The following is a 24,969-nucleotide window of genomic DNA, read 5'->3' on the forward strand; positions in this document are numbered from 1 at the left end:
CACTCAACGATGACGAATAACAAGAGTTCGCTGGTGCGCCGGGTCTGGTTCTATGCGCTGTGTGCGGTTCTTTTTTTCGCCGCCTCTGGCGCGCGAGCGGATGTTTTCGACACGATCACGCAAAGCTACCAGACTGCGACGACTGGCTGGTTTAGCGCACTGCAAGGCTATGCCCAAACGCTGTTTTGGCTGCTGGCCGCGATCGAGCTGGCTTGGTCGGGTATCACCTGGGCGCTTGAGAAGGACAACATGAGCAGCTTCACGGCTGCGCTGGTGAAGAAGATCATGGGGATCAGCTTCTTCTACGCGCTGCTGCTGAATGCCGGAACGTGGATTCCGGCAATCGTGAACAGTCTCAAAATCGCCGGCCAGAATGCGGCCGGCAGCGGCGGCCTGTCGCCGTCCTCGATTGTGGATCAAGGCATCTTCACGGCCTCCACCATGCTCGAGGGCTTGAAAGACCTGTCGCTGTTCGACAGCCCTATGACGATCGTGGTGGGCGGCCTCTCGGCCCTGGGCATCGTGATCGCCTTCGTGGTGATCGCGGGCCAGCTCATGGTCGCCTTGATCGAGTCGTATATCGCAATCGGTGCCGGCGTGCTGTTCCTCGGCTTCGGCGGCGCCCGCTGGACGACGGACTTCACGCAAAAGTACGTCAGCTACGCCTTCGCCACTGGCGTCAAGCTGTTCATGCTGTACCTGATTCTCGGCCTCGGCATGGCACAAGCGTCGACGTGGGCCGCACTCCTGGCGACGGCCTCGCTCGAAAACATCTTCGCGGTGCTCGGCGGCTCGTTGATCCTGGCCTTCCTGGCCTTCCAGATTCCGGGGATGGCTGCGGCCATGCTCTCGGGTTCGCCAAGTCTCACGGCCGGCGCTGCGGCCTCTACGGCGGCCACGGTGGCGGCCGGTACGGTCGCCGCTGGCGGCGCCGTTATTTCTCCGGCAATGCGCGAAGCTCGTGGCGGTATGCAGGCCATTTCCTCCGGCTATCAAGCCAACCGCGCCGAAGGCGGCAGTGTGCTCGGCTCGGCCGTGGCAAGCCTTGGCTCGGCCGGCGCGCAGATGGCGCGCGAAGCCGGGCGCAACATGGGCGACGCCGTGGGCTTGATGAAGCCCTCGGAGCACACCAGTAGCACGCTCGGCGGCCGTGCGGCCCAGGCGCTGGATCAGCGCGCGGCCACTGCGGCCGAACGAAGCGCTGCGATGGGTGGTTCTGGCGATGGCAAGTCGGGATCGACGCCGCCATCGAGCAATCCGCCTTCTGGTGGCCCTGGCGGTGGCGAAGGCGGCACGCCGGTCGCACCGAGTTCCGGCGCTCCCTCGGGCGGCTCTGGTGGTGGTGCGGCTGCGGCGGCTGAAAGCGACGCGCCCGCGCCTGTGGCTGCGGTTCCTCCACCGGCTATCGCGGATGGTGGCGGCTCCAATGGCTCGCTGTCGGGCGGCAGTGTTGACTACAAGAACCTGGACAAGCCGGCCTATCAGCGCAAGCAAGCTGCTGAATCGGCCGCTGCGGCGGCCCCGGCCGGGGGTTCTGCATCCGCTGCGCCGCCTGCTGCGGCGGGAAAAGGTAGCGCTGCACCTGGTAGTGCACCTGGTGGTGCCTCTGTAGCCTCGGCGCCGGCTTCTGCCGCGCCTGCTGCGGCCTCGGAAGCGGCTGCGGCCACGGCCAGCGCCGCACCGGCTATCGCGGATGTTTCCCCGGCTTCCTCGGCTCCTGCAACGGGTTCGCTGGAACAGGAAATGGCGACGCCGGGCGTGTCCGACAAGCTCGGTCAAGAAATGCTGACGCCGGCCAACGAAACGCCGTCGACGGCAACAGCGCCGGCCAGCTCGAGCGCGCCGGCAAGCAGCTCTAGCGCCCAAGCTCCGGCGCCCGCCCAGGCGAGCAATGTGACGCCTGAGCTGCCGGGCAAGGACTTCAAGACGGCCGGTGTGCAAGACGTTCGCCCGCCTCAACTGCCGCAAGACTCGGCGGGAGGTGGCACGGTGCATATCAAGCTGAACCACTCCGAAGATTGAGGCAAAGAGGCGTTGGAAAGCGCCTCGCCTCGTGCTACTATTCGTCTTAGCCGTGATATACATATATCACCAACCTTAAAGGAAACCAGCCGATGGACAAGAAAGACAAGCAGCAGAAAGCGCCGCAATCCGACGCGGCACTCAACCCCTACATGGAAGCGCGCCGTGAATGGCTCGAGCGCTACGGCGACTACATCGCCCAGGCGAAGAACTGGCGCATGGCCGCCTTCGGCGCGATCCTGGTGGCCCTGGCCGCCGTTGTCGGCCTCGCGGTGAGCGCGTCGCAAAGCAAGATCACGCCCTACGTGGTCGAGGTCGACAAGATTGGCAACGTGGCCGCCGTTGGCCCGGCCGACAAGGCAAGCACGGCCGATCAGCGCGTTATCAAGGCCTACTTGAGCCGCTTCATCACCGACTTCCGTTTCGTCACTTCCGATCTGGTGCAGCAGAAGGCCGCGCTCACGCGCGTGTACTCGATGCTGCCGCAAGGCTCGGCCTCGCTGACGAAGGTCAACGAGTCCTACAAGGCCGCTTCTCCGTTCGAGGCCGCTGCCAGCAAGACCGTGCAAGTCGAAGTGACCTCGGTGCTGCCGATCAGCGAAAAGACGTGGCAAATCGAATGGACTGAAACGACGCGCAACCTGCAAGGCGGCATCTTGGGCACGCCCACGCGCTACCAAGCATCGGTGCAAGTGGCGATCAATCCGCCGTCCGATCTGCGGCAGGTGCTCATCAATCCGTTGGGCATCTTCTTGCCCGATCTGAACTGGACGCAAGTTCTCTAACTTTTTGAGGGGATTCAACCAATGAAAAAGCAGCTTCTCTTTGTCGCCCTGTCGATCGCCGGGGCATCCGCGATCGCCGCACCTTCTACCGGCGCTGTTGCCGCTGGCCCGGCTGCGGTGGCCGCGCAACCCGCCGCCTCCGTTCCGATGTTGCCCACGTCCGCGCCGGCTCCGGCCGCGAAGCCGGCCGCTGCTGACGCGCCGGCCGCTGCGGCTTCCGGCCCTTCTTGCAACTGCACCAAGCCTGTCGCGAAGCCGGCCGTGAAGCGCGTCGTGCGCCCGCGTGCCCCGGTCGATACGGCGCCTGCCGTTCCGAAGGCCGCGAAGGAAGCGGTCGAGAAGTCCGAAGCCTGGGCGAACGATCCCAAGACCATCGTTTCGATGGGCGACGACGGCCGCATCGTGTTCCTCTACGGCCAGTCCACGCCTACGGTGGTTTGCTCCACGCTGCGCGTGTGCTCGATCGAGCTGGAACCGGGCGAAACCGTGCTGGACAAGCCGCACGCGGGCGATCCGGTGCGCTGGGCCATCGAGCCGGCTGTCACTGGCTCCGGCCCGAACAAGACCGTCCTGGTCGTGGTCAAGCCGAAGGATGTGGGCCTCGATACGAACCTCATGATCCCCACGGATCGCCGCGCCTACTTCGTGCGCCTTGTGTCGTCGGACAAGCACTACGTTACCCGCGTGAGCTGGTACTACCCGGAGAACGAGGCGAAGGCCTGGGCCGCCCAGCGCGAGGCGCTGGCGAAGAAAGAGGCGCCTGTCGTTTCCGATCTGCCGCCGCTGTCGGCCGACAAGCTGAACTTCAAGTACACGGTCGAGGCCGACAAGGGCAAGCCCAGCTTCATCCCGGTTCGTGTGTTCGATGACGGCGAAAAGACCTACTTCCAAATGTCCCCGAACATGAAGGTCGACGAAGCGCCGGCCGTGGTGCTCCTGGACAGCGAAGGCAAGGAACAGCTCGTCAATTACCGCCTCAAGAACGGCTACTACGTCATTGATCGTCTTTTCACCAAGGCGGCCTTGATCGCCGGGGTTGGCGGATCGCAAGACCGCGTGCTGGTCACGCGCGACACATGCACGAAGCGCAACTGGTTCAACTCTTGCGTAGCCTCGGAGTGATCGACTATGGCAGACACCAATGAAATCAAGTCGCCCGACGCCCTGGAAGTGAAGGGCAAGGCCAAGACGGGCCTGCGCATCGGCAAGAAGGCGGCCTTCCTGGTGATCTTGCTCATGGCCGTGGCCGGTATGGTGGTGGCAATCAACATCGCCACACGCAAGCCGGCAGGCCTGGACAAGAACGCCGTGGATCAAACGCCGGAGAACAAGAAGCTCGTGGCCGCGACGGCCGTGGGCGCCGAAATGACGCGCGGCGTGCCCGATGGTCAGGCCTCGGCCTGGGCCAAAAACAACATGGCCGGCCAACCGCAACCGGCAGACGGCGGCAACGTGCTCGCGCCGATTCCTGGCAGCGGTGCCGCGCCTCTGGCCGGCCCGGCCGGTCAGCCCGTTCCGCTGGGTGGCCCTGCGGTTCCCGATCTGAGTGGTCAAGGCCCGGCGCCGGGCACTGGTGCCCCGCAAGGCACTGCGCCGCGCATGTCCAACGGTCAGCCGGCTCTGTCGGATGCCGAACTGGCGGCGAAGAAGCTGCGCGAGCAACGCGAGCAAGAGCGTCAGCGCGCGATCAACGCCGGCACGTCGGTCGAGAAATACCAGTCGGGCAACCCGAACCAGCAAGGCCAACAGCAACAACCAGCCGCCGCCGCGCTGGCCGCGCAGTTGAAAGGTCTGCAAGGCCTTGCTCCTGCTGCGGGCGGTATCCCGGCCTTCGGTGGCAACGGTGGCCCGAATGGCGAAGAACCGGATCAGAACCGCCAAGCGCAGAAGCAAGCCTTCCTCGAGCGCGCCGCTGCGGTGCAGGACACGCCTTACCTGCCTTCGGTGCGCAAGGCCGCCATGTCGCCGCTGGAAATCAAGACCGGCACGGTGATCCCGGCCGTCATGATCGACGCCGTGAACTCCGATCTGCCCGGCGAGCTGATTGCCCAGGTGTCGGAGAACGTCTACGACACGGCAACGGGCAGCAAGCTCCTGATTCCGCAAGGCTCGAAGCTGTATGGCAGCTACGACAGCGCAGTAGCCTACGGGCAAGAAGGGCTGCTTGTGGTGTGGAAGCGACTGATTTTCCCGGATGCCTCCACGCTCGAGCTGGGCGGCATGGGCGGATCGGATCAAGGTGGCCGTGCCGGCTTCCGCGATCAGGTCAACAACCACTACGGCCGCATCTTCGGCTATGGCCTCATGACTTCGCTGTTCTCGGCCGCGTTCCAGCTCTCCCAGCCTCAACAGAGCACGACGACGGGCGGCCAGCTATCCAGTCAGCAAACCGTGGCCGCTGCCGTGGGCACGCAAATGAGCCAGTTGGGGATCGAGATCACGCGCAAGAACCTGCGGATTCAACCTACGATCGAAGTTCGCCCCGGTTATCGCTTCGTGGTCAAGGTCAATCGCGACGTTGTGTTTCCTTCGACCTTTAAGTGAGGGGTCTGTAGAATGGAACATTTATACAACAAGCGATACAGAGAAGGCCGAAATGACCATGAACCCGGAAGCGGTGAAGCTCGTCACCGTCCGCCTGTCTGAGCGGGCCGATCGCCTCTTGCGTAAGAAGGTTGAACGAAAAGGGGACGTTTCGAGATTGATAGGTGATGCGATCGCGGCTACGGACTTCGCCGCGATCGAGGTCACACCAAGAAAGAGACAGCCGGGCGGCGGCCGTCAGACGTTCATCACCACATCGGTGAAGTTCGTGCCGGAAGTGCATGAAGCACTGGCGGCTACCGCCAAGCTACGCGGCGTGTCAACAAGCGCGCTGCTGGACGCAATCATCATTGGGTTTTATGGGAGCGGTAAGCCCAAGCCCAGCTAAACAGAGATAAGGAGCAACATGGCTAAGGTTATCGCGGTAACGAATCAAAAAGGCGGCGTCGGCAAAACGACGGTTTCCGCTCACATTTCGTTCGCTCTGCAAGAGGCAGGGCATAGCGTCCTGCACGTCGATCTTGACGGGCAAGGGCATTCGTCGATCTACATCAGTGGTGATAAGGCAATCAACAGCCGGAAGGGCGGTGCTGAACGCATCTTCGATCGCCTGGAAGGCTTGCGCGGTGATGCGACGCCCTGCGGCGTCGATCTGCTGCACGGTCACTTGGACTTGGGCAAGCTGGACGAGGGCGAAAAGACCTCGGCCGACGCCCTGGCTCTGCGGGACTATGTGAAGTCGCTGCCTTACGACTACATCGTGATCGACACGCCGCCTGCTTTGCAGTTGCGGCAGTTCGCCGCGATGATCTGGGCCGACGTGCTCCTGGTGGTGGTCGAGCCGGAAGAAAAGGCACTGCGCGGCTTCATGAAGGTGAAGGAAGTCGTCGAGCTGCTGAAATCGAAAGGCCTGCTGGCCGCCGATTACAAGTGGCGCATCCTGTTCAACAAGGTCGACGGCCGCATCGCTGAACAGCAAAAGGTGGTCGACGGCTTCATGGAGTCCTACAAGGGCATCGTGATCCCGGTGCCGCTGGCCGAACGCAAGGCGCTCATCAACAAGGCCTACTCGGCCCGCGTGCCGGTCTGGAAGTTCAAGGACACGCCCAAAGACTTGGGCGGCATCTGGCGCGGTCTGCCTAGCCTGCTCGGCGTGCTGTAAGGGGAGGGGGCCACATGACAAAAGCTAAAGGCGGCTCCGTCCTGGACATTCTTGGCGAAATGACGGCTCCGGCCGCGACGCCGGCCGCTGCGCCGGCTCCGGTCGTGCCGGCCGCGCCTCTCCTGGCGCGGATCGACGACATTGAACCCGATCCCGAACAGCCACGCCGCGAGTTCGACGAAGCCGATCTGGATGATCTGGCCTCGTCGTTCAAGATGGTCGGCATCCTCGAGCCGTTGGTTCTTCGCGAAACCAACGGCCAAGCGCCGTTCACCAAGCGCTTCGTGATCCTGGCCGGCGAACGCCGTTGGCGCGCAGCGCCGCGCGCTGGTCTGGAAGAAGTGCCCTATGTGCTGCGCAACGACATTGCGGCAGAGGATGTGTTTCTCGCCCAGGTGGTCGAGAACACCAACCGCAAGGACTTGACCGACTTCGAGCTGGCGAAGTCGATCCGCCGCGTGCTCGATAGCAACAAGAAGATCAAGCAGAAGGACATTGCTGCGGCAATGAACAAGAGCAAGGCGACGATCTCCAAGGTGCTCGGCATGTTGGACGACGACGTGATCCAGTTCGTCGAAGAAGGCTTGCTGCGCACGGCGAACGACGTGTCGTTCTTCAAGGCTTTGAGCGATGACGACAAGCTCGCCCTGGTCGAGAAGGTGCGCGCAGAAGGCGGCCGGCCGATCTCGCGCCCGGACTTCGATGATCTCAAGGCTGCAAAGGCATCCGCTGCGCCTGCTGCTGACGCTGCAAGCGGTGAAAGCGGCCATGCCGAAGGCGGCACGTCCGTCGAGGATGGCGCGGGCGCCGGTTCTTCTGTGGATAGCGGCAGCGACGGCGGCCAGCTCGAGGGCGACGGGCAACAGGCCGGCGCTGACGTGGGCGGCGAGGGCGGTTTCCCCGACTTCTCCGGTGCCACTGCCGGCGACGGTGAGGCGGGTGGCTTTGGTGGTGAAGGCGCCGGCCTGGATGGCCTCGGCGGCTTTGGTGGTGAAGCTGGCGGTGACGGCGGTTCTGACGAAGGCGGCACGTCCGTCGCTACTTCCAGCTCGAGCGGCGAGAAAGGCCCGGCCGGGCCGAAGCCGGTGAGCGTCAAGCTCAAGGTCGAGGACGTGGAACGGTTGATTCCGCATTTCGTCGACAAGAGCGAGGACAAGGTAGAGCTGCGCTTCTCGGCCGATCTCGCGATCGCCTTGATCGAGAACTTGGGCGGCACGGTGCCTGACGATGCAGGCGAGTACGGCGAGAAGATCAAGGATTTGCTCGCATGATTTGATGAACTCATGGTGACAGGTCGGCCACCTGGCCAAGCAAGGCCTGTCACCATTCACTTTCGGGAAGGAACACAAGATATGCGGAAACTGGTACTCATCGGCGCGATCATCGCCCTCGCTGGCTGCGCTCAAACAGGCAACGTGCTGCAAAGCGTCAACGAGTCGTTGAAGGCCGCCAACAAGACGTTGGCCGGGGGCAGCACGATCGCCACGCTGGGCGAAGCGAACGGCTATCAGGCTACCAATCTGTCCGTGCCGGCCGATCGCGACGTGTGCGATCAGACGGCCTACATGGACGGCTTCAAGACGGGCTACGTCCAGTCCTGGAACCAGTTGGTCGACGGCCGCGCCAATCTGTTCCGCCTGAACCTGCAAAACCGTCCGAAGGACACGGCCGCCAAAGCGAACTACAACCTCTACCACGGCAAGAAGATCGTGTACGGCGACGCCGGCACGAAAGAAGTGCTCTATGGGGTGAAGTGGGACGCCTCGGGCAAGATCACGAACTTCTGCCAGTCGAACGGCTACACCAAGGGCAAGAATGCCGGCCTGACGGCCGCCTCCAATGACTTCCGCACGCTGCAACAGCAGGAAGTCGCGGGCGGCATCGGCTCATGATGCGCTGAACAGCTCGGCACGGTCGCAGAAACGCCCTACGGGGCGTTTTTTCATGCTCGGACAGGGTTCGCCCTGTCCGTTGTCGTTTGAGGCCCGCCACGGCCCTCCTGTGGCCTCGGCGCGGTATTGGTTTTCCTTTTCCCCGCCCAAGGGGCGGCGGCGGATAACTCCCTGGCGGCCGCTATGCGCCTCGGTGCTTGATTGCCCACGACTGGATGAGTAGGCGCGCTTGCGCGCCCTTCAATCGGCTTTGTGAGCGAAGCGAACCACTTATTGAGGTCTTGGGGTTCATGGTTTTCGATTTGCCCAGGTGGTCGAGGCGAGCGCCCCGGCGCAGCAGCGCCGGGACTCAATCACCTTGTGAGCGAAGCGAACCACTTATTGCGACGGCTACAGCCGGCGCGGGGGTATGCCGGGCGGGGAGCGCCGAAGGCGCGGGCGGAGGGCCGCTTGCGGCCCGCAGGAGCCGGCAGGGGGCTTGCCCCCTAAGAGGCGGCGCCGAGTCCCCCAGGACGCGGCTACGGCGTTAAAACCGTTATAAAACAATGTTAAGAGACGCGCGCGCGTGTTAGCTGTTTGCAAGGCCTTGATCTGCATGGCTTTTTAGGCGTTTTCTATCCGCGATAGCCGGTAGATAGCATCCGCGTTCGCCGGTCGATTTCATCCGCGATAGCCGGTGTTTGCATCCGCGTTCGCCGGTAGCCTGTGGATAACCGTTTCAGGCATCCGCGATAGCCGGTCGAACATCCGCGATAGCCGGTTGTAAGGTTCGCGTGGTCGGCCGGCGCCGGTTTCTTCAAAAAAAATGACGGTGGCTTGCAAAGCCCCGTCATTCCTGGGTTTTTGGTGTTTTACCGGCCTTCGGCGGCATCCGCGATAGCCGGTAAAAACATCCGCGATAGCCGGTTCGGCATCCGCGATCGCCGCCGCGCTCGTTTCTTCAAACATCCGCGTTAGCCGGTGCGGCCAGCGCCTTCGGGCGCTTCGGCTTGCGCCATTGGGCCGTGTTGTCGGGCCGCTCGAGGCTCTGGAACCATTCGATCTTCTGCAAGCGCATCAGCTCCATAGAGAGCTTGCGCGTGTCCCTGGTGTAGAACACCACGTCGTCGGGCGAAGCCTTCGTGTCGAGCGCGACGCGGTACTGTGGCAGCTCGTCGGCCTCGATGGCCTGCCGGATTTCATCGCGCACCTTGAAGCGTTCGCGGCTGGTGCCGATCTTCTCGGCCAGTAGGTCGATGTTCACTTTCCAAAGGGCTTGATCGCCGCAGTGCTTGCGGGCGATCTCGTACAGGCGCCGGTCGATCGAGCGCGTCAGCCGGAAGTAGGCGCGGTCGAGGGTCAACACCTCGAAGTCCATCAGGCCGTTGTAGAGCCATTCGCTGATCGTCACGGTGAAGCTGAACACCCGTTCGACTTCGGTTTCCTCGGGCTTGCCGCTTTTCTTGTCGACGTTGGTGATCGTGCGCTTCTTGCTCGATAGCACCTTGAAGTGGTCGATCATCGAGAAGCCCTCGGTCTGCGTGATCTTGTCCTTGCCGGTGGGAATGTTGGTTTCGATCGTGGTGCCGCGCAGCCGGCGAAGCATGTTGATGATGCGCTCGAACGAGGCGCCTCCGTCGCCTCGCTCGGTGCCCAGCAGGAAGTCGATGCTGTCGATCTGGACGTTGCGCGAAACGGGAAGGCCTTGGTTCTTCGCCTCTACGATCTGCGACGCGATGTAGAGCAACAGGTCTTTGTCGAACACGGTGGCCGCGCCGACAGACGACGGCACGATCCGAACGACTTTGTTGCCGCGCCGGTACTCGCGAATCTCGGTGTCCTTCTGTTTCGCGAGGCTGAACAGCGGGAACTCCATGCTGGCAATGTCGTCCTTGACCGGCCAGTTCGCGATCTCGCACACGAACAGGTCGCCTTGCGCCGGTTCCTCGATGAAATGGCCGGGCTTTTGTCCGCGTGCCGTTTTAGAATTCTTCTTAGCCATGAATCGCCTCCTGGTCAGGTGTCAGTGGTTAGGCTCGGTGAGTGTTCGCGCACTCAACCGGGCCGCTTTGTTTATGGTACTCCGATGCGCTGGCGTGACATATATGCAGCGCGTTGTGTGTGGTGACAAAGCCCGCGCGTGGATCTCGCCGCAGTGTCACCATTTTCGCATATTGGTGACATGGCCAGCTCGCCGGCGGGCCGTTTTTGTCACCATGCGCCCGGCGCCGCGAATTGGTGACAAATCGCGCGCACCTGGTTGTCGATCGCGTCACCATTGCTTGCGCAAGGCGTTGACGGCCTCGCGGATGTGAAGCCGGCCGGTGTATAGCCGTTGTTCGATTCGCTCGAGCTGGGCCTTCAAGGCGTCGTACTCCTTGGCCCGCTCGATGGCCGCATGGGTTTCCTCGATCTTCTTGGCGTCGGCGCCGACGTACTCGCGCTTCCGCTCTCCATCCTGCATCGGGTAGATCAGGTACAGATATTTGCCTTGGCGCATGTGCGTCTTGGCGTAGATCAGGCCGGCGCGCTTGAGCGCGGCCATGCTGTCGGCTGTCGCCTTGCGCGCATCCTCAAGGCCAGCGATCAGCTCGGGCAACGACTCGGCCAGCTTCGCGCATTCGTTCGCGATGGTCATGGCGTGGCCTCCTTGTTAGTTCTGCGGCTTCTTGGCCTGGGCGCGCTTCGAGGCGGGCTTGCCCTCGGCGGGCTGGGCCTGCTCCGGCTTGGCCTTGCCGATCGAGGCGATCAGCTCGCTGTGTTGCTTCATCACGGTCTGCGCCGTGGCCTCGGCGCGGTCGGCCCTCGAGCGGGCTTCGTCGCGCTCGATGGTCACACGCTCGAAGCGCTCCTGGGCGGCCTCTAGCTGGCCTTGCAGGCCCGCGACTTGGCCCTTGACGGCCTCGGCCGTGGCCTCTGCCTTCGTCAGCTTGCCGGCCAGCGCCTCGCGCTCCTGCTGGCATTTGGTCAGCGTGGTTTGCACCTCGGACAGTTGCGCGGTCACGGCCTCGGCCGTGGCCTCTGCCTTGGCGAGCTTGCCGGTCAGCGCCTCGCGCTCCTGCTGGCACTTGGTCAATGCCGCCTGCTGCTCGGCCAGTTGGGTCGCCATGCGGGCCAGCTCGGCCGCGTGCTCGGTCTGCTGCTGGGCCTGCTCGGTCTTGATGCTGTCAATGTGGCTCTGACGCTCTGCGGCCGTGGCCTCGGCGCGCTCGGCTCGCGCGGTGGCTTCCGCTGCGCTGCGCTCGGTCTGCTCCAGCTTGGTCGTCAAGCCCTGCACGGTGGCGGTCGCCGCCTCGAGGTCGGCCGAAAGCTGGTCAGCGAACTCGGCGGCCTGCTGCTGCTCGGCCTCGAACTCTTGACGTGCCGCCTCGAGGGCTTCGCGCTCGGCCGCAAGCCGGCCATTCACAACGTCTTGCGCCGCGTCCCACACGATCACGGCGAATTCCTGGGATGCGGTGACGACGCGCTCCGGCGCCGGTTCCCGGCGCGGTGCCTGTGCAGCCTCGCGCTGCGCCCGGCGCTCGTTCATCGCCTCCGAAATGGTGGTGAAGCTGCCGCCGCCCAGCTTGCGCCGGATGTTCGCCTGGGTAGGCCGCTCGCCGGCCGCCTCGAGTTCGTCGGCCGCCGCCCAAATCGCTTCTTTCGTGTAGATCGCCATGTTTTCCTGCTCCTGGTTTGAATCCGCCCGGCCGCCGTTGGCGCCGGAAAAGGGGGGTAGGGCGCCACGATGGGCGCCGCCTGTCAATGGTTAATCGGCCAGCAGCTCGATCCGCTCGAGCACCCAGCTCGACAGGCTGGGCCGATCGGGGAAGCTGGTGCGTGCCAGCTCGCGCACTGCGCGGCTGAAAACCTCGTCCTCGTCGGGCGCGTACACGTCTACATGGCCGTCGTAGGTAGCCCACATGCCCGGCGCGCTGCGAAGGTGGCAGCGGTACTTCTTGAAGGTCTGTTCGAGGCTCATTGCTCAATACCCCTGCTTCGCGAGTTCTGCGGTGATGGTCTTGGCGACGATGGCGTGCTGCTCATCGGTCAAGGTCTTTTGAATGGCGATCAGCGCTTGCGCGCTCGCCATTGCGCGAGCGACTTCCGACTTCATCGCCTCGAGGGCGCGCACCTCGTTCGACAGCGCGAGGCGCATGAACAGGTTGCCGATCTCGCCCCACGTCGGGGTCATGTCGATGGTCTTGCCGGTGTCAGCGGTGGCGGTTTGGGTCATGTTGAAGCTCCTTTCGGTGATGGTGTCAGGCCTTGTCCTGGTGGTGGGCGCCCTGTCACCATCGCGCCCTGTTGTATGTTGTATTTGTATTCTACTACAACATACAACAAACGCAAGCCCTTTTTGTATATTTGTAGCGTCGATACAGAATCATACAGCAAGGCATGGTGACAAGCACGCGCAGGCCTGCCGCGCCTCTGTCACCAGTTGCGAAAATGCGACGTTTTCGAGGTCGACGGGGGCAAAACGGCCTCGGGAAACCGATCGTTTTCAGGTGGTCGAAACGGGCCGCTTAAAGGTCGCTTTTTTGATGCCGAAACGGTGCCGAAAAAGTACAATTAGGCGTTTTCGTGAAACGCTCGGGTTTTGGGCCTGCTGTGGCCTGTTCCTGGTCGAAAGGGGAGGGGAATGAAGCAAGCAGAGGATGCGCGGACGCTCGAACTTCCGATACCGGCAGTGCCTCGGTACTTCGGCTACCTGCGGGTGTCGAGCGACGATCAAACGACGGAGAACCAACGGCTCGGCCTGCTGGACTACGCCAACAGCCGGCGCCTCGTGCCGATCGAGCTGGTCGAGGACACGGCCAGCCGGGCGAAGTCCTGGCGCGATCGCGGGCTGGGCGCCCTGCTCGAACAGGCCTCGGCCGGCGATGTGATCCTGTCGCCCGAAATCTCACGCCTGGGCGGCTCTGCGCTTCAAGTCCTGGAATTCATGGCCGAAGCCGTGAAGAAGGGCGTCACGGTGCATATAACGAAACAAGGCATCGTGCTCGATGGCTCGTTGCAGGCCGAAATCATGGCGACGGTGCTGGGCCTTGTTGCGCAGATTGAACGGGCCTTCATCAAGGCGCGCACCAAGGAAGCCTTGCAGGTCGCCAAGCTCAACGGCAAGAAGCTCGGCCGGCCGGCCGGGCACGCCGAAACGCTCAAGCTCGATCCACGCGCCGATGAGATAGCCGGTTATCTGGCCCTGGGCCTGTCGCAAGCAAAGATCGCCGCTCGCGTCGGGTGCTCGAAGGCCACGCTGTCGCGGTTCATCGAACGGCGAGGACTCAAGGGCAAGGGGTGAGGTTTTCTTTCTTCGCGCGCCGTGCGCGCGCAGCGGATACAGGGGGTTGCATGGACAAGTGGCAGGCCGAATTCGCAGACGCGCAAGAGCGCCTGCCGTGCTGGTTGTCGCGGCTGGCCCGGCCGCGCATCTTCTTCTTGCCGCGCTGGTGGCCGGCGCCGGTCGGCGCCTGGGCCTACCTTCACATGGTGTTCATCGGCCCCGGCCTACGCGATGCGCCCGACGACGTGCGCCGCTACATCGTCGGCCACGAGTACGGCCACATTCAGGCCAATCACACGCTCCTGCACTTCTTCTACTGGCTCGGCGCCCTGGGCTTCGCCCTGGCGGCGATCTGGCACATGCCCGCGCTCGGCGCGTGGTCGTGCCTTGTCCTGGCCGTGGTGTCGCTCCTGGTCGTGCTGCCGCCCTTGGCGCGCGGGCGCGAGTATCAGGCCGACGCCGTGGCGGCGTTGTTGTATGGCAGGGAAACCGCGCTGAATGGCGCGCTGTGGATGGCCGACAAGACGGGCACGATCGGCAACGAGTTCCGGCGCAGTCGGTTGCGCCGGCTAGGCTGGCGAGAGTAGGTTTCTCGCGAGAAACGGCGAACTGGTGACAGGCGTTGCACCTGGCCAGCTCGCGTTTGTCACCATCAGCGCTTGCTGTGGTGGTAGTACAGGTAGGCCAGTCCGATCGGCGCGATGAACACGGCGAACATGAAGCACACCGACATGGTGATGAGCTTCACGAACAGCATGAGAAAGGCGTTCGCGTAGAACACGTTGTTCCCCATGATGAAGCCGACGACGCTTTCGTAAACGAACCGCGAATAGGGGTACAACAGCGCGTTGATCGCCATCAGCAGCGCGGCCCCGATCGGCACGCCGTGGGTGCTTTTCGATGCCATGAACATGAAGAAGGCCACGAACAGCAGGCCGAAGAAAAATTGCCGGAAGTAGTACGGTTTCGACAGGCCGCCGAAGGTCTTAGCGATGACTGGATGCACGGTGCCCGCTCCTTATCGCTGTGAGGCCGGTTGATCGAACACCGATTCAGCCGGCGACGACAGTGCGAAGCGGTAGCCGAAATCGTCGTCGCTGCTCTCGCCCTGGGTGTCGCCGCTCTCGATGCGCGCGACGACTTCCTTGAGCTGGGCCAGCATTGCGGCCCGATCAGAATGTCGCGTGCCTTGCAGCTCGATCGTGATGAGTTGCAAGGGATAGGCGTGGTCTTTCCATGCTTGTGATGCCAAGGTGTTTCTCCTTCTTGGTTAGCGTCCGATAGCCTGTTGCTGGCCTCGTGACTGGTCGCGATCAACGATGCGGGCCTTGCCCGCGTCGTACTGGATTTTGGTGAAGGCGCCGATCTGCGGCGCCTCTGCGAAGGCCGCCCGATCGTGCCGGGCGATGTTGTTCTTGCCCAGCTCCTGGTAGACGTGCTTCCCGTCGACGTGCAACACGGTGCCGGCGAAAAGCTCCTTCGCCTCGCGCGCGACGGGCTTGGCCTCATGCAAGGGATAGACGCCCTTGCGCAGACTGCCGGCGTCGTCGACTCTGGTGGCGATCCACTGGCGCCCGTAGTTACGCTCGAGGCGCTTGCTGCCGTTGGACACGATCAGGCGTTCGTCGTACTGACCGGCCAGCTTGGCCGAATAGGCCTCGGGCGATTGCCCGAAGGTCTGTTCTATCTCCCGGCGCCCGGCCTGGGCGATCTGCGCGACGGTCGGCTCGCGCCCCGGCTCGCCCAGCTTGCCGGCCAGCGCGTGCGGCGGCACGCCGCTTTGCAGTGCTGTCTTGAGTACGCCGCGCTCGAGGGCGAGGCGACGCCCGCCCTGTTCTTCCTTGTCGTATGCCATGCCCTTATCTCGCAAGACTCAAGCGCTGGCCTTGAGCATGGCCTTTGTCGACGACTTGGGCCTTGCCGGCGTCGTACTGAATCTTGGTGAACTGGCCGCGCTCGGGAACCTTGTCGAAGGCCGCCCGATCGTGGCGAACGATGTTGTTCTTGCCCAGCTCCTGGTAGACGTGCTTGGCGTCGGTGTCGATGATCTTGCCGGCGAACTGCTGGCCCTTGTCCTCGGCCGGCTTCGACTGGCTGAGATAAGGCGACGGCACGCCCTGGGCCTCGTAGAGCTTGTCGATTGCCTTCTCCACGGCCGGGGCACGGCTGCGCTCGGCAACCTCCTTCATGATCTCGTCGCGCGTCCTCGGGCCGACGCTCTGCTGGAAGTCCTTGAAGGCCTGCGACAAGCCGTTCTGCTCGCCGGGGTTGAAAACCATCTTGGTCACGTTGTCCTGCAAGAACTTGCCGTCGTCGGGAGACAGCTTGCCGGTTTTGATGCCGTGGTCGATCACGCTGTTCACGAACAGCATGTGATTGACCAGCTTCTCCTTCATGACGGGCAGTTTCTCGCCCTGGGCAAGCCCGACGTGGTTGCCTCGGCGCTCGTCGTCGATCGTCAGGCGGCCACGGTTGCCGAACTGCTCGAGCACTATGTCGGCGTTGAGCTTGCGGCCCTGGTTCACCAGTTGGCGCATGTCCTCGGACATGCCCAGGCCTTTCGGCATGTCGACGTTGGCCGTGCGGCCGGCGAGGATCGCGACGGTGCTTTCCGGGCTTTGCCCGAAGGCTCGCTGCATGTCCTCTCGCCCTTTCTGGATCATTTGCAGCGTGGTCGGCTCTCGCCCAGGATCGCCCAGCTTGCCGGCCAGCGCGTGCGGCGGCACTGCGTTTTCCAATGCGGTCTTGAGAACGGCGCGCTCGAGGGCCAGCCGGCCGGCGCCCAGCGCCTTCCGGCCCTCCGGGATGCTCGTATTGGAAAGCGCGCTGTAGAAGCGGTCGTACTCCTGGCCGAAGTTCGCGGTGATGCGATCCTCGGCGGCTTGGCGTTCTTGTTGTACTGCCATGTTTTCACCCTTCCTTGTGGGGTCGCTGGCTTAGTGCAGCGGCTCGGGGTTGTTCAAGTGCTCGATCTGGCCGACGCTGATGCCCAGCAAGGCCAAGAACGAGAAGGTCTTGCCGCATTCGCTGCACTTGCAGGTGTGGTGCGACATGCCCATGCGCGGGGGCATGGTCACGACGCCGTGACACTCCGGGCAGGTGGGCAGCTCGAGGGCTTGGGGTTGTGCGTCGCTCATCAGGCGGTCGCCCCGGCGATCGTGTGATCCATGTAGTCGCGCGACTCGCGCACCTTGGCCGTCGCCTCGCGGCCGGCCTGGATGGCTTTGCCGGCGTCGAACTCGTGGTGGTCGAAGGCCCACTTGAGGGCGCGGTAGTAGGTGAGGCTGTCCAGCCGCTCGCCCAGCAAGGCTTCCATCAGCTCGTTGAAGGCGCCCGCTGCTTCCGGCCCCTTGTCGGCAAGGGCGAAGCTCCACGACAGGGGATCGCCGGCCGGCGCCGGGTTCAGGGCGGTGTAGGTGGGGAACGGGGTGTCGTCGTCCAGCAGGTCGACGTAGGCGTTGCCGGCGCCGACGACGATGGCGAGCTTGCGAAAGCCGCGCATCGTGTCGTTGATTTCGATGATGGTTTCCGGCTCGAAGGTGGTGGTGTTCATGTCAGCTTGTTGCATGGTGTTGCTCCTTTCCGCGCGCCCTCTCGGGCAAAAAATAAGGCCTCCTGGTGGGCGGCCCTGGTGATGGTTATGCCAGCTCGGCCGCCTTGAAAGCGGCCTCTTTGTTGGTGGTGAAGGTACTGGCCTCGTTCTCGTCGACTTCGCGCAGCTCGAGGCCGATCACGTCAGCGCCCTCGGTCAGCAGGGACAAGATGAACCACGCGCCGCGCTTGGTCTTGCCCAGGATCGCAAGCTGTAGCTGTCGATCCTTGTTGTCGACGTGCTGCGGGTCGGCCATGTGTACCAGTTCGGCTTCGCTGCCCTTCCAGCGTTTACCGTCTTGCAACAGGTCGAAGCCGTGGAATGCGGCCCGGACATTGCGCGCCCAGGCAGCGCGTAGGCGCCGGTCGTTCTTCTCGATGAGGGTCAAGATCGCCGGGATGGCGAGCAAGGGGGCCAGCACGGCGCCGGCCTTGCCGCCGTCGTAGGCGAAAGCCACAACGGCGATCAGGATGGACGCGGCGGCCGATCCGATCGCGGTCTGTGTCAGTTGTTCATCGGTGAGTCGTTGCAAGAACATGAATTTCCCCCTGGTTCAACGGACGCGCTTCAAGCGCGCGCCCAGCAAGAAAAGGATCAAGGCGGCCACGGCCAGCTTGGCGCTATGCCAGTTGCCGGTCAGCAGGAAGGCGCCGTAGAGCGTGCCGGAGAACACGAACAGCAAGGCCGACGTGGTGGCGAAGAAGTCGATCAAGCTGCGCTTGGGGCAAGGCGGCATTCCGCGCATCAGCAGGAGGCCAAACAGGGCCAAGCCGCCCGTCACCATCAGGAACGGCCGCCACGAGTGCGTCGCCAGCCATTCGCCGGCCGCAGTCCTGGCCGGTTCTGCCAGTTCCCACAACCCGCGCAAGCCGTGAACGATGGCCGCCCCTCGGCCGCTCGCTTCCTGCGCGCCTTCACGCAAGAACCAGTCGATCGCCAGCACTGCCAAAGCAGCGGCAAGGGCATAAACCAAAATCCCGAAACCGGGCTTTTTGGGTGGTGCTTTTACGGTGGTTCCATTCAACATGATGGCCTCCTATTACGCGCTATAAGTATATCACGCGACGCCTTGAAAATCTAGGCTAAACCGTTGATTTTCCTAATAAAAAAGCGTTTTTATTCAATGGGTTATGCAACTTCAACGGCATTAAGTGGCTTGAAATGCCGGGCCATAATCTCCGGTTCGTCCTGCACCAATTCAGCGGCCTTTTCTTCTGCAATTGGGGTGATGCCGTATTCGATTACCTTGTCGCCGTGGGTGAGCACATGCAGGAGAAACCACGCGCCTTTCTCCGTCTTGCAAAGCAAGGGGTAGCGGAAGGTCATTCGGTGGTATGGCCTGGGCACGCCCTCCATGTCGCTCGGCTCGAGCTGGGCGACGATGGTGCTTTGTGCGCCGATCCAGCGCTTGCCGTCCGCGATCTGGTCGAGCTGCTTGAAAGTGCCGATCACGGCACGGTGCCGGCGATCGCGGAACTTGCGCCAATCGTTTTCGAGGATCAGGCCGTAAAACAGGCCGAAAACAAGCAGCGCGGGAAACAGCAGCAGCGGGTTCGAGGTATGCGAGGCATAGGCCACGATGCCGCCCGACACGGCCAGCGTGCCCAGCAGGGCCGGCCGCATGGCGTGATCGGGGATTCGGTTCAAGAAAAGCATTGTTGTATTCCCTCTGTAGTGAAAGATATGTTCATCATGCCGGATAGAAGCGGCTGACGGTATTGCCGCCGCGATCCTCGAACACCACGATCCCGCCGCGCACCTGGAACACGCGAGGTTCCGGCGCGCGCTTCGGCGGGACTTCACGCACGACGACGACGGGCGCGGGCTGGGCTGGCTTGTTGCCCAGCACGAACAGGCCCAGCAGGCCGGCCGCGACGTTCGCGGCCAGTGCAGGCGGGGCGATGACGGCAGCAAGGAAGCAAGCGATGCTGAAAAGCAGGGTCGAGGCTTTCAAGGGTGTTCTCCTGGTCAGTTGCCCAGCGGTGCGGGCATGGTGTCGGCGGCCGGCTTGGCAATGCCGGGCAGTGGGGCCGGACGGCCGATAGCGTGGCCCTGGGCCAGATTGACACCCAGCCAAAACGCGAAGTCGCGGATGGCCGGGCTATCGACGCATTCAGCAATGACGGTGGCACTCACGCTGCGCGCGGCGGCCAGCAGCTCAACGGCCGGCGCGATCTCGCGCGTGCTGTAGCAGTGGTGAAGGAACTCGCCGTCGAGCTTGATGGCCTGCGGCTTGATCTGCGCAATGAACGCCGGATCGCCGTACAGGTGGCCCGGCCGGCAGTCGTCCAGCGCGATCGAGCAACCCAGCTCGCGGCAGTGGCCGATGAAGCGCATCAGCGCCGGCATGTCCTGGATCGGGCTGGTTTCGGTCAGCTCCACGATCACGCGGCGCGTGTGCGGGGTGAGCATCTTCAAGGCCTCGAGGTAGGCGGTGCCGCCTTCCTCAACCGTGGCGATCGACACGTTCACGGCCAGCCGCAAGGCCGGCCGGGCGGTGCCGACGATCTCCGCGATGCGCTTGAGCATGGCGCGATCAGCGTGCTTGATGAAGCCGGTTTTCTCCCAGCGGAGAACGAACGGCGCCGGGCTGGCGTCGTGGCCGTGAAACCGCATCAGGGCTTCATAGGCGTAGACCGCACCCGTCGCGTCGACGATGGGCTGGAAAAGCGGCTCAAAGAGTCCTTGCATCGTTGTCCCCTTAGAAGCCTGCGGCCATGCCGTGAAGGCGCTGGTAGTTCTTGCGGTAGCGCTCGGCGCGGCGGCGCATCTTGGCCGCGTCGCGCGAGCTGCGAAGGTCGCGCGCGCCCTTGGCTTCGGCGTGATTCATCAGAATCGCCATGCGGTTCAGGCTGTTGGCCGCCATTGCCTTGATCTCTTGCTTGGTGATCTTCACGGTCGTTCTCCTGGTCGTTGAGGTCGGGTTAGAAGATGCCGGTGTGAACGAACCGGACGGGCACGAAAGCGGCGCGAAGGCCTCGGCGCACGAGCACGCTGGGCACGCCGTCGATCACCTTCTTGTAGAAGGCCGGGAGGCGCCGCCAATCGGCCGGGCGGATGTTGATGGGCTGCTCGAGTTCGATGCTGTTTTGCTGGGGCATGGTCTAGCTCCTGGTCGTCGTCACTGGATCGGTGACAAGGGCGCGCTGCGCCCTTGTCGGCGTGGGTCAGTAGTCGGAAGGCAGCAGTACGGTCGTCACGCTGCGGTCGTGCTCGGTAATCACCCAAACCTTCGGGGCGTCCTCGCCCTGGTCGTCGGTCAGGTAGTACGAACTGAAAACGCGATAGCCCTTTTCAGCACTGGCGGCGTTCTCGAGCGCATCGCTCTCGGTCTGGTGCGACCAGTCGCCGGCCAAGTGGCGGCCGATGAAGTCGAAGGGGGTCTTGCCGTGCTGCTCGAGCACGTCGATCGCGGCCGGCGTGGCGACGATGCGGCCCAGCTTGAACAGGGCCGGGGCGTAGACGATCTCGCCGCCCTCGGCCTTGCTGCGGAAGGCTTGGCAAAGCGAATAGCCCGACGAAGCGGGCAGGGCGGTCGGTGCGCCCAGGGCCACGAAGTCGGACAGGTTGACGGTGACAGGCTCGAAGCTGTTGCCGTCACGGCGGAAAACGCGGGTCAGACGGGCTTGCTGTGCTTGAACGGTTTGCATGGTGCTTCCTCCGGTTGGCGCCCTTGTGGTGATATATGTATATCACTAAAGGGCAAAAAAAAGGGGTTAAAGGCTTTCGGGCTTGAAGTCGGACGGTAGGGCTACACGGTAGGCCTCGAAGTCCTCTTTGGTTGCCGGGCGAATGGTGGCGCCGAACGTGGACACCGGGCCGTTTTTCCAGTCGTGGCCGCCCTTCAAAACGCTACCCTGCAAGACGCCCATGTAGGGCGAACCTTCTTGCAAGTAGCCCAGGGTGTGTTCGTCCTTGACGACGTAGCGGATTGCGGTGTTCGGCATCTTGATCCTCCGGGGTTGGTTGCCTGTTTCAGTGATATAAATATATCACTATCTAGCCGACAATACAAGCGAAAATACAGGTGCTACAGAACTTTTTTTCACGCGCTGCGCGCGGGCGGATGATTGGCTCATGGTCAGAAGCGCTTATAGGTCTTGCCGGTGTTCGCGGCGACAGTCAGAAAGGCGTCTTGCGCCGCTTTGCCGGCCGCGCGGCACTCGGCCGCCTCGGTCGTGTCTTGCAACGTGTTCACGGCCTTGTCGTGGCACTCGGCCAGCTTGGCCTTGCGCTCGTCCTGGTTGGCCTTGTAGTAGGCGACGGTTTTGGCCTCCGGCATCGTCACGGTGACGGCGGGCTTGTTGCCCTCTTGGGCACACGCGGCCAGCAGGCCGGCCAGCACAAGAGCAAGGGGGAGTCGGGTGTTCATGGCGTTTCTCCTGGTCAGGTCAGAGGAAAATCTTGCGGCCGTTGTGGTCGCGGAATTCGATGCTGTTGAGGTCGACGGTGTGCCACGCCTCGAAGTCGTCGGTGATCTCGAGCTGGCCGGCGCGCACGCGAGCGCCAAAGGCGCGCGAGCAAACGGCGCTCGGATAGAAGCCTGCCAACGTGCGGGCGTGGTGGTCGTTCAAGCGGCGCGCTGCGCGGGTCGGTGTGGTCTGCGTGGTCATGTCGTTCCTCCTGGTCATGCGTAGGTTTTGCGGGCTTCGGCCTTGGCCTCGGCCAGCGTGTCGAATCGGTCAATGCGGCCAGTCCAGTGCATCAGTGCCCAATGCGGCGCCTCGCCCTGGTTGCCGGCATTGGCAAGCGCCCCTTTGTCGAAGTAGCGGATCAAGGCCACAAACATCGGCCCGCCCAGGCGCGTCGCTGTGACGCGGTAGGCCGCCTTGCCGCTCTCGATGCCGTCTTTCTTGATCTGGATTGCCACGGTCTTTTTCCTCTCTTTGGTGATATATGTATATCACTATTGGGCGAATGATACAACAGAATTACAGGTGCTACAGGTCACGGTTAGCCGATCAGCTCGGGGATCATGTCGGCCATCTGCACCGGGTAGAAGCCGTTGCGCTGCTGCCGGCCTCGCGTGGTGCTCGCAAGGTGCGCGTTCACCTTCCCGTCAATGCGGACGCCCAGGCCCAGGACTCGCCATGTGTCGCCTTCCCATTCGATGATCTGCCCGACTTCCACCGGGCGCGGTTCCGTGGTTTTCATGCTCTTGGTTCCTGTGAAAAGCGATCCTCTCGCTCGGCTTCCCTCGCTCCCGCCCTGGGGCGGGCGGGGGGTGGGGATGGCCCTTTCCCTCACGGGGAAGGGTTGGGATGGGGTGGGGTCTTTGCAGCGTTAAACACGGCTCGCCGGCCGCGTCGTTAAAGCATCCCCCCACAAGTCCCCCTCGCAAATCGACGGGGGTTGTGGGGGGAGGCCGACGCGGCTGGTGAGGCGTGTAGCTGCGGGGTTCGCGGTGCCGGCATCGGCGGCCGGCATGACAGGCAAGCGAAGCGGCTGGCGTGACGGTTGCAGCGGCCGTGCCCTGCGGCACTGCGGCGGGCGTGACAGGAACAGCCGGGGCCGTGACAGTGCGCAGCGCTGGCGCGGGCTTGGCCCTGGCGCGGCCGTTGCTGCCGCCCTCGATCAGCACGGCGCCGGTCATGCCGGCGCGACTTCGCCCCGACGGTGGTGATTGGTGTCAGGCCTCGCGCCTGGCCAGCTCCTTCTTGTCACCATCGGGGCGCGGCCGGGTTGCCCGGCCTCGCGCGCGTAAGGCCTGAATGCCGCGACGCGCGCCCGCGTGAAAAGCCGCCCTTTCGGGCGGTTCCGGCTTGCCGTATCAGGCGAACAGGTCGAGCTGTTCGCTGGCCTTCACGCGCTGCGCGACGATCTCGGCGCGCTGTCGCTCAATGGGAGCCGGCGCCGGCATTTCCGGGGCCGTTTCGGCCGCCTTGGCGCTGGTCGAGGCCTCGGCCAGCGCGAGGGCTTCGCGCGCGGCCTGCTCGCGATCTCGGCGGCGCAAGCGGGCATCCCACAAGCCGACGACGTGGGCCGGCGTCACCCAATGGCCCCATGCCTTTTCGGGCCAAAGTGCATTGCCGTGGATCACGATGGCCGGAATGTGCAGCAAGGAAAACTGGATGTAGGCCATGTGGCACGCGGTCGGGTCAATGTCGGTCGCGGTGACGTGCATGGTCTGCTGGTAGTTGATGCCTTGATCGAGCATCGCGGCGGCCGACGCGATCACCATGCAGCCGGCGCCGGCTGCTGGTTCGTTCAACGTGAAGAAGCCTTCGCGCTCGATCACGGCGGCCATGTCGCCCATAGTGATCTTCGCCATCAGCAAGGCCAGCTCGTAAGGGGTGAAGAACTGGCCTTTCCAGTGGTCGCCCAGCTCCATGCTCATGAAGATTTGGCCCAGCGCGTCCTTGTGGCCGCCTTCGAGGCTGTCGACAAGGTGCGCGAGCATCCGGGGGAAGCGCTCAACCTCGGCGCGCTCGTAGCGGCCGACGATCTCCATGTAGCGGGCCTCGCGGGCCGCGTACTGGTGGCGGTCTACCGTGTTGCTGATACTGAGGGCCGCCATTTCGCAGAAGTCGCGGAAAACCTCGTGCCGGCGATAGCGGCGCGCGTTTTCTCCGATCAGCTTCACGAACTCTTTTTGATGCGGGTCGAGGCCCGTAAACTCTGCTTTAGCCATGTTTCACGCTCCAATCGTGAGGGGTGGTTAGAAGCCCTCGGCCTGCTCCAACAGGCCGGGGGCTTCGCGTTTGTGGTCAGTGCTGCTTGTAGTAGGCGTAGATGGGCCAGCCATAGCGGGCGGCCAGCTCGTCGCCATAGGCGGCGGCCTCGGCCACGTCGGAGAAGTCGCCCACGCACGCAACGCCGCCCGCGACGTTGTGCAGGTACACGCTGAAAAACTGCGGGTCGTCGTTGTCGACTTCGCAGAAGCTGCCCTGCGGGTCGGTCTGGTCGATGTACTCGCGCACGCCCTGAATCTCGATGGCGTCGAACTGGTGGGGATTGCCGGCGATGATTTCGTCGGCGTAGCGGTCGCAAATTTGGGTCATGGTGAATTCCTCCGGGAGTGGTGGGTTAGGGCCGCCCTGCCGGGCGGCCGTGGGTCTTAGCGCTGCTTCTCGGCGCAATACAGCAGGTAAGAGGCGTCGAGCGAGGCGTACAGGTCGAGGCCGTGCGCTTCGCAGAAGTGGCGAAGGTCGGTCACAAAGTCGGTCACGGTGTCGATGCACACCGGGCCGGCTTCGCCAAGGTGCTCGGCTTTGTAGGTGGAAAGCGTGGCCGCAATGCGGGCCGCCCTGACTTCGTTGGTCGGCTCGGCCTCGTCGTCCAGCTCGGCTTGCGGCGGAACATCGAAGGCGGCGAACTTGCCTTCGTCGTTGGAAACCTCGAAGGCGTAGGCCAGCAGCTCGTGAACCTCGGCGGCGGCCGTGGCTTTGGTGTCGGCGGCGACAGTGATTCGGGCGGTGATGATGTGTTCTTGCGTCATGGTTAGACCTCCGGTTATGGGTTGTTGAGAGCGATCCTCTCGCTCGGCTTCCCTCGCTCCCGCCCTGGGGCGGGCGGGGGGTGGGGATGGCCCTTTCCCTCACGGGGAAGGGTTGGGATGGGGTGGGGTCTTTGCAGCGTTAAACACGGCTCGCCGGCCGCGTCGTTAAAGCATCCCCCCACAAGTCCCCCTCGCAAATCGACGGGGGTTGTGGGGGGAGGCCGACGCGGCTGGTGAGGCGTGTAGCTGCGGGGTTCGCGGTGCCGGCATCGGCGGCCGGCATGACAGG

General features: G+C 63.6%; 38 protein-coding genes. 10 read left to right on the plus strand and 28 right to left on the minus strand.

The window, feature by feature from the left end; genetic code table 11:
* Positions 1–9: 9 nt before the first annotated feature.
* The 8 genes from trbL (at position 10) to K2L43_RS18645 (ending at position 8,405) form a co-directional block, all read left to right on the plus strand.
* Positions 10–2,022: a P-type conjugative transfer protein TrbL gene (trbL, locus tag K2L43_RS19170; protein ID WP_220639081.1), complete on the plus strand. Its 2,013-nt coding sequence runs from the start codon at positions 10–12 to the stop codon at positions 2,020–2,022.
* 92 nt (positions 2,023–2,114) lie between these two features.
* Entirely contained in the window at positions 2,115–2,807 is a 693-nt protein-coding gene (gene trbF, locus K2L43_RS18615; protein ID WP_220639025.1) for a conjugal transfer protein TrbF, read from the plus strand.
* Between the two features lie 21 nt (positions 2,808–2,828).
* A complete protein-coding gene (gene trbG, locus K2L43_RS18620) occupies positions 2,829–3,929 on the plus strand; it encodes a P-type conjugative transfer protein TrbG (protein WP_220639026.1) in 1,101 nt (366 codons plus the stop codon).
* Positions 3,930–3,935: 6 nt separating this feature from the next.
* Positions 3,936–5,351, plus strand: coding sequence for a TrbI/VirB10 family protein (locus K2L43_RS18625; RefSeq protein WP_220639027.1), 1,416 nt, complete (start codon positions 3,936–3,938; stop codon positions 5,349–5,351).
* A gap of 52 nt (positions 5,352–5,403) precedes the next feature.
* A complete protein-coding gene (locus K2L43_RS18630; RefSeq protein WP_220639028.1) occupies positions 5,404–5,739 on the plus strand; it encodes a hypothetical protein in 336 nt (111 codons plus the stop codon).
* 18 nt (positions 5,740–5,757) lie between these two features.
* Positions 5,758–6,513 (plus strand): ParA family protein, encoded by a 756-nt coding sequence (locus tag K2L43_RS18635; RefSeq protein WP_220639029.1) that lies wholly within the window; start codon positions 5,758–5,760, stop codon positions 6,511–6,513.
* A gap of 14 nt (positions 6,514–6,527) precedes the next feature.
* Positions 6,528–7,784: a ParB/RepB/Spo0J family partition protein gene (locus K2L43_RS18640; protein ID WP_220639030.1), complete on the plus strand. Its 1,257-nt coding sequence runs from the start codon at positions 6,528–6,530 to the stop codon at positions 7,782–7,784.
* 81 nt (positions 7,785–7,865) lie between these two features.
* The gene (locus tag K2L43_RS18645) at positions 7,866–8,405 is read left to right on the plus strand and encodes a hypothetical protein (RefSeq protein WP_220639031.1); all 540 of its coding nucleotides are present in this window, start codon (positions 7,866–7,868) and stop codon (positions 8,403–8,405) included.
* 660 nt (positions 8,406–9,065) lie between these two features.
* Here the strand turns inward: K2L43_RS18645 and K2L43_RS18650 are convergent.
* The 6 genes from K2L43_RS18650 to K2L43_RS18675 form a co-directional block, all read right to left on the minus strand.
* Entirely contained in the window at positions 9,066–9,353 is a 288-nt protein-coding gene (locus tag K2L43_RS18650; RefSeq protein ID WP_220639032.1) for a hypothetical protein, read from the minus strand.
* A complete protein-coding gene (locus tag K2L43_RS18655) occupies positions 9,346–10,386 on the minus strand; it encodes a replication initiator protein A (protein WP_220639033.1) in 1,041 nt (346 codons plus the stop codon). The genes K2L43_RS18650 and K2L43_RS18655 overlap by 8 nt, the downstream gene beginning before the upstream one ends.
* Positions 10,387–10,656: 270 nt before the next feature.
* Positions 10,657–11,022 carry a hypothetical protein gene (locus tag K2L43_RS18660; RefSeq protein ID WP_220639034.1) on the minus strand — a complete coding sequence of 122 codons (366 nt, stop codon included), beginning with the start codon at positions 11,020–11,022 and terminating at the stop codon, positions 10,657–10,659.
* 15 nt (positions 11,023–11,037) lie between these two features.
* Positions 11,038–12,042, minus strand: a complete 1,005-nt coding sequence (locus K2L43_RS18665) for a DNA-binding protein (protein ID WP_220639035.1) — start codon at positions 12,040–12,042, stop codon at positions 11,038–11,040.
* Positions 12,043–12,132: 90 nt separating this feature from the next.
* On the minus strand, positions 12,133–12,345 hold the full coding sequence (locus K2L43_RS18670; protein WP_220639036.1) for a hypothetical protein: 213 nt from the start codon (positions 12,343–12,345) through the stop codon (positions 12,133–12,135).
* Between the two features lie 3 nt (positions 12,346–12,348).
* Positions 12,349–12,600 carry a hypothetical protein gene (locus K2L43_RS18675; RefSeq protein WP_220639037.1) on the minus strand — a complete coding sequence of 84 codons (252 nt, stop codon included), beginning with the start codon at positions 12,598–12,600 and terminating at the stop codon, positions 12,349–12,351.
* Positions 12,601–13,056: 456 nt separating this feature from the next.
* On the opposite strand from K2L43_RS18675, the gene K2L43_RS18680 reads away from it, so the two are divergent.
* Positions 13,057–13,668, plus strand: a complete 612-nt coding sequence (locus K2L43_RS18680) for a recombinase family protein (protein WP_220639083.1) — start codon at positions 13,057–13,059, stop codon at positions 13,666–13,668.
* 50 nt (positions 13,669–13,718) lie between these two features.
* Positions 13,719–14,237 (plus strand): M48 family metalloprotease, encoded by a 519-nt coding sequence (locus tag K2L43_RS18685; protein WP_220639038.1) that lies wholly within the window; start codon positions 13,719–13,721, stop codon positions 14,235–14,237.
* A gap of 65 nt (positions 14,238–14,302) precedes the next feature.
* On the opposite strand, the gene K2L43_RS18690 is transcribed toward K2L43_RS18685, so the two are convergent.
* The 22 genes from K2L43_RS18690 to K2L43_RS18795 all read right to left on the minus strand — a co-directional run bounded on the left by K2L43_RS18690 (position 14,303) and on the right by K2L43_RS18795 (position 24,680).
* The gene (locus tag K2L43_RS18690) at positions 14,303–14,656 is read right to left on the minus strand and encodes a hypothetical protein (RefSeq protein ID WP_220639039.1); all 354 of its coding nucleotides are present in this window, start codon (positions 14,654–14,656) and stop codon (positions 14,303–14,305) included.
* Between the two features lie 12 nt (positions 14,657–14,668).
* Positions 14,669–14,902, minus strand: a complete 234-nt coding sequence (locus tag K2L43_RS18695; protein WP_220639040.1) for a hypothetical protein — start codon at positions 14,900–14,902, stop codon at positions 14,669–14,671.
* A gap of 18 nt (positions 14,903–14,920) precedes the next feature.
* Positions 14,921–15,505, minus strand: coding sequence for a KfrB domain-containing protein (locus K2L43_RS18700; protein ID WP_220639041.1), 585 nt, complete (start codon positions 15,503–15,505; stop codon positions 14,921–14,923).
* Between the two features lie 4 nt (positions 15,506–15,509).
* Positions 15,510–16,556, minus strand: a complete 1,047-nt coding sequence (locus K2L43_RS18705; RefSeq protein WP_220639042.1) for a hypothetical protein — start codon at positions 16,554–16,556, stop codon at positions 15,510–15,512.
* 30 nt (positions 16,557–16,586) lie between these two features.
* Positions 16,587–16,787, minus strand: coding sequence for a hypothetical protein (locus tag K2L43_RS18710; RefSeq protein WP_220639043.1), 201 nt, complete (start codon positions 16,785–16,787; stop codon positions 16,587–16,589).
* Complete coding sequence (locus K2L43_RS18715; protein WP_220639044.1) at positions 16,787–17,218, minus strand: hypothetical protein; 432 nt, start codon at positions 17,216–17,218, stop codon at positions 16,787–16,789. The genes K2L43_RS18710 and K2L43_RS18715 overlap by 1 nt, the downstream gene beginning before the upstream one ends.
* 70 nt (positions 17,219–17,288) lie before the next feature.
* The gene (locus tag K2L43_RS18720) at positions 17,289–17,780 is read right to left on the minus strand and encodes a hypothetical protein (RefSeq protein WP_220639045.1); all 492 of its coding nucleotides are present in this window, start codon (positions 17,778–17,780) and stop codon (positions 17,289–17,291) included.
* Positions 17,781–17,795: 15 nt separating this feature from the next.
* Positions 17,796–18,269 (minus strand): hypothetical protein, encoded by a 474-nt coding sequence (locus K2L43_RS18725; RefSeq protein WP_220639046.1) that lies wholly within the window; start codon positions 18,267–18,269, stop codon positions 17,796–17,798.
* Positions 18,270–18,370: 101 nt separating this feature from the next.
* Positions 18,371–18,898, minus strand: coding sequence for a hypothetical protein (locus K2L43_RS18730; RefSeq protein ID WP_220639047.1), 528 nt, complete (start codon positions 18,896–18,898; stop codon positions 18,371–18,373).
* A gap of 34 nt (positions 18,899–18,932) precedes the next feature.
* Entirely contained in the window at positions 18,933–19,196 is a 264-nt protein-coding gene (locus tag K2L43_RS18735; protein WP_220639048.1) for a hypothetical protein, read from the minus strand.
* Positions 19,197–19,210: 14 nt separating this feature from the next.
* Complete coding sequence (locus K2L43_RS18740; protein ID WP_220639049.1) at positions 19,211–19,933, minus strand: EAL domain-containing protein; 723 nt, start codon at positions 19,931–19,933, stop codon at positions 19,211–19,213.
* 10 nt (positions 19,934–19,943) lie between these two features.
* Positions 19,944–20,138 (minus strand): hypothetical protein, encoded by a 195-nt coding sequence (locus tag K2L43_RS18745; protein ID WP_220639050.1) that lies wholly within the window; start codon positions 20,136–20,138, stop codon positions 19,944–19,946.
* 28 nt (positions 20,139–20,166) lie between these two features.
* Entirely contained in the window at positions 20,167–20,343 is a 177-nt protein-coding gene (locus tag K2L43_RS18750; RefSeq protein WP_220639051.1) for a hypothetical protein, read from the minus strand.
* 66 nt (positions 20,344–20,409) lie between these two features.
* The gene (locus K2L43_RS19155) at positions 20,410–20,892 is read right to left on the minus strand and encodes a hypothetical protein (protein WP_255580609.1); all 483 of its coding nucleotides are present in this window, start codon (positions 20,890–20,892) and stop codon (positions 20,410–20,412) included.
* 66 nt (positions 20,893–20,958) lie between these two features.
* Complete coding sequence (locus K2L43_RS18760) at positions 20,959–21,189, minus strand: hypothetical protein (RefSeq protein WP_220639052.1); 231 nt, start codon at positions 21,187–21,189, stop codon at positions 20,959–20,961.
* A gap of 134 nt (positions 21,190–21,323) precedes the next feature.
* On the minus strand, positions 21,324–21,614 hold the full coding sequence (locus K2L43_RS18765; protein WP_220639053.1) for a hypothetical protein: 291 nt from the start codon (positions 21,612–21,614) through the stop codon (positions 21,324–21,326).
* A 19-nt stretch (positions 21,615–21,633) separates the two neighbouring features.
* Complete coding sequence (locus tag K2L43_RS18770) at positions 21,634–21,855, minus strand: hypothetical protein (RefSeq protein WP_220639054.1); 222 nt, start codon at positions 21,853–21,855, stop codon at positions 21,634–21,636.
* A gap of 14 nt (positions 21,856–21,869) precedes the next feature.
* Positions 21,870–22,112 (minus strand): hypothetical protein, encoded by a 243-nt coding sequence (locus K2L43_RS18775; RefSeq protein ID WP_220639055.1) that lies wholly within the window; start codon positions 22,110–22,112, stop codon positions 21,870–21,872.
* 83 nt (positions 22,113–22,195) lie between these two features.
* A complete protein-coding gene (locus K2L43_RS18780) occupies positions 22,196–22,396 on the minus strand; it encodes a hypothetical protein (protein ID WP_220639056.1) in 201 nt (66 codons plus the stop codon).
* A 616-nt stretch (positions 22,397–23,012) separates the two neighbouring features.
* On the minus strand, positions 23,013–23,873 hold the full coding sequence (locus tag K2L43_RS18785) for an N-6 DNA methylase (RefSeq protein WP_220639057.1): 861 nt from the start codon (positions 23,871–23,873) through the stop codon (positions 23,013–23,015).
* 76 nt (positions 23,874–23,949) lie between these two features.
* Positions 23,950–24,243, minus strand: a complete 294-nt coding sequence (locus K2L43_RS18790; protein WP_220639058.1) for a hypothetical protein — start codon at positions 24,241–24,243, stop codon at positions 23,950–23,952.
* Between the two features lie 56 nt (positions 24,244–24,299).
* Entirely contained in the window at positions 24,300–24,680 is a 381-nt protein-coding gene (locus K2L43_RS18795) for a hypothetical protein (protein WP_220639059.1), read from the minus strand.
* Positions 24,681–24,969: the final 289 nt, after the last annotated feature.

This window comes from Diaphorobacter sp. MNS-0 (genome assembly GCF_019602835.1).
GTDB classification, from domain to species: Bacteria; Pseudomonadota; Gammaproteobacteria; order Burkholderiales; family Burkholderiaceae_C; genus Diaphorobacter; species Diaphorobacter nitroreducens.

Bases quoted from the DNA above. Each gene is read 5' to 3' on its own strand.
- trbL (WP_220639081.1), top strand. From the start codon at position 10: ATGACGAATAACAAGAGTTCGCTGGTGCGCCGGGTCTGGTTCTATGCG.
- trbF (WP_220639025.1), top strand. From the start codon at position 2,115: ATGGACAAGAAAGACAAGCAGCAGAAAGCGCCGCAATCCGACGCGGCA.
- trbG (WP_220639026.1), top strand. From the start codon at position 2,829: ATGAAAAAGCAGCTTCTCTTTGTCGCCCTGTCGATCGCCGGGGCATCC.
- K2L43_RS18625 (WP_220639027.1), top strand. From the start codon at position 3,936: ATGGCAGACACCAATGAAATCAAGTCGCCCGACGCCCTGGAAGTGAAG.
- K2L43_RS18630 (WP_220639028.1), top strand. From the start codon at position 5,404: ATGACCATGAACCCGGAAGCGGTGAAGCTCGTCACCGTCCGCCTGTCT.
- K2L43_RS18635 (WP_220639029.1), top strand. From the start codon at position 5,758: ATGGCTAAGGTTATCGCGGTAACGAATCAAAAAGGCGGCGTCGGCAAA.
- K2L43_RS18640 (WP_220639030.1), top strand. From the start codon at position 6,528: ATGACAAAAGCTAAAGGCGGCTCCGTCCTGGACATTCTTGGCGAAATG.
- K2L43_RS18645 (WP_220639031.1), top strand. From the start codon at position 7,866: ATGCGGAAACTGGTACTCATCGGCGCGATCATCGCCCTCGCTGGCTGC.
- K2L43_RS18650 (WP_220639032.1), bottom strand. From the start codon at position 9,353: ATGTTTGAAGAAACGAGCGCGGCGGCGATCGCGGATGCCGAACCGGCT.
- K2L43_RS18655 (WP_220639033.1), bottom strand. From the start codon at position 10,386: ATGGCTAAGAAGAATTCTAAAACGGCACGCGGACAAAAGCCCGGCCAT.
- K2L43_RS18660 (WP_220639034.1), bottom strand. From the start codon at position 11,022: ATGACCATCGCGAACGAATGCGCGAAGCTGGCCGAGTCGTTGCCCGAG.
- K2L43_RS18665 (WP_220639035.1), bottom strand. From the start codon at position 12,042: ATGGCGATCTACACGAAAGAAGCGATTTGGGCGGCGGCCGACGAACTC.
- K2L43_RS18670 (WP_220639036.1), bottom strand. From the start codon at position 12,345: ATGAGCCTCGAACAGACCTTCAAGAAGTACCGCTGCCACCTTCGCAGC.
- K2L43_RS18675 (WP_220639037.1), bottom strand. From the start codon at position 12,600: ATGACCCAAACCGCCACCGCTGACACCGGCAAGACCATCGACATGACC.
- K2L43_RS18685 (WP_220639038.1), top strand. From the start codon at position 13,719: ATGGACAAGTGGCAGGCCGAATTCGCAGACGCGCAAGAGCGCCTGCCG.
- K2L43_RS18700 (WP_220639041.1), bottom strand. From the start codon at position 15,505: ATGGCATACGACAAGGAAGAACAGGGCGGGCGTCGCCTCGCCCTCGAG.
- K2L43_RS18705 (WP_220639042.1), bottom strand. From the start codon at position 16,556: ATGGCAGTACAACAAGAACGCCAAGCCGCCGAGGATCGCATCACCGCG.
- K2L43_RS18710 (WP_220639043.1), bottom strand. From the start codon at position 16,787: ATGAGCGACGCACAACCCCAAGCCCTCGAGCTGCCCACCTGCCCGGAG.
- K2L43_RS18715 (WP_220639044.1), bottom strand. From the start codon at position 17,218: ATGCAACAAGCTGACATGAACACCACCACCTTCGAGCCGGAAACCATC.
- K2L43_RS18720 (WP_220639045.1), bottom strand. From the start codon at position 17,780: ATGTTCTTGCAACGACTCACCGATGAACAACTGACACAGACCGCGATC.
- K2L43_RS18725 (WP_220639046.1), bottom strand. From the start codon at position 18,269: ATGTTGAATGGAACCACCGTAAAAGCACCACCCAAAAAGCCCGGTTTC.
- K2L43_RS18730 (WP_220639047.1), bottom strand. From the start codon at position 18,898: ATGCTTTTCTTGAACCGAATCCCCGATCACGCCATGCGGCCGGCCCTG.
- K2L43_RS18740 (WP_220639049.1), bottom strand. From the start codon at position 19,933: ATGCAAGGACTCTTTGAGCCGCTTTTCCAGCCCATCGTCGACGCGACG.
- K2L43_RS18750 (WP_220639051.1), bottom strand. From the start codon at position 20,343: ATGCCCCAGCAAAACAGCATCGAACTCGAGCAGCCCATCAACATCCGC.
- K2L43_RS19155 (WP_255580609.1), bottom strand. From the start codon at position 20,892: ATGCAAACCGTTCAAGCACAGCAAGCCCGTCTGACCCGCGTTTTCCGC.
- K2L43_RS18760 (WP_220639052.1), bottom strand. From the start codon at position 21,189: ATGCCGAACACCGCAATCCGCTACGTCGTCAAGGACGAACACACCCTG.
- K2L43_RS18765 (WP_220639053.1), bottom strand. From the start codon at position 21,614: ATGAACACCCGACTCCCCCTTGCTCTTGTGCTGGCCGGCCTGCTGGCC.
- K2L43_RS18770 (WP_220639054.1), bottom strand. From the start codon at position 21,855: ATGACCACGCAGACCACACCGACCCGCGCAGCGCGCCGCTTGAACGAC.
- K2L43_RS18780 (WP_220639056.1), bottom strand. From the start codon at position 22,396: ATGAAAACCACGGAACCGCGCCCGGTGGAAGTCGGGCAGATCATCGAA.
- K2L43_RS18785 (WP_220639057.1), bottom strand. From the start codon at position 23,873: ATGGCTAAAGCAGAGTTTACGGGCCTCGACCCGCATCAAAAAGAGTTC.
- K2L43_RS18790 (WP_220639058.1), bottom strand. From the start codon at position 24,243: ATGACCCAAATTTGCGACCGCTACGCCGACGAAATCATCGCCGGCAAT.
- K2L43_RS18795 (WP_220639059.1), bottom strand. From the start codon at position 24,680: ATGACGCAAGAACACATCATCACCGCCCGAATCACTGTCGCCGCCGAC.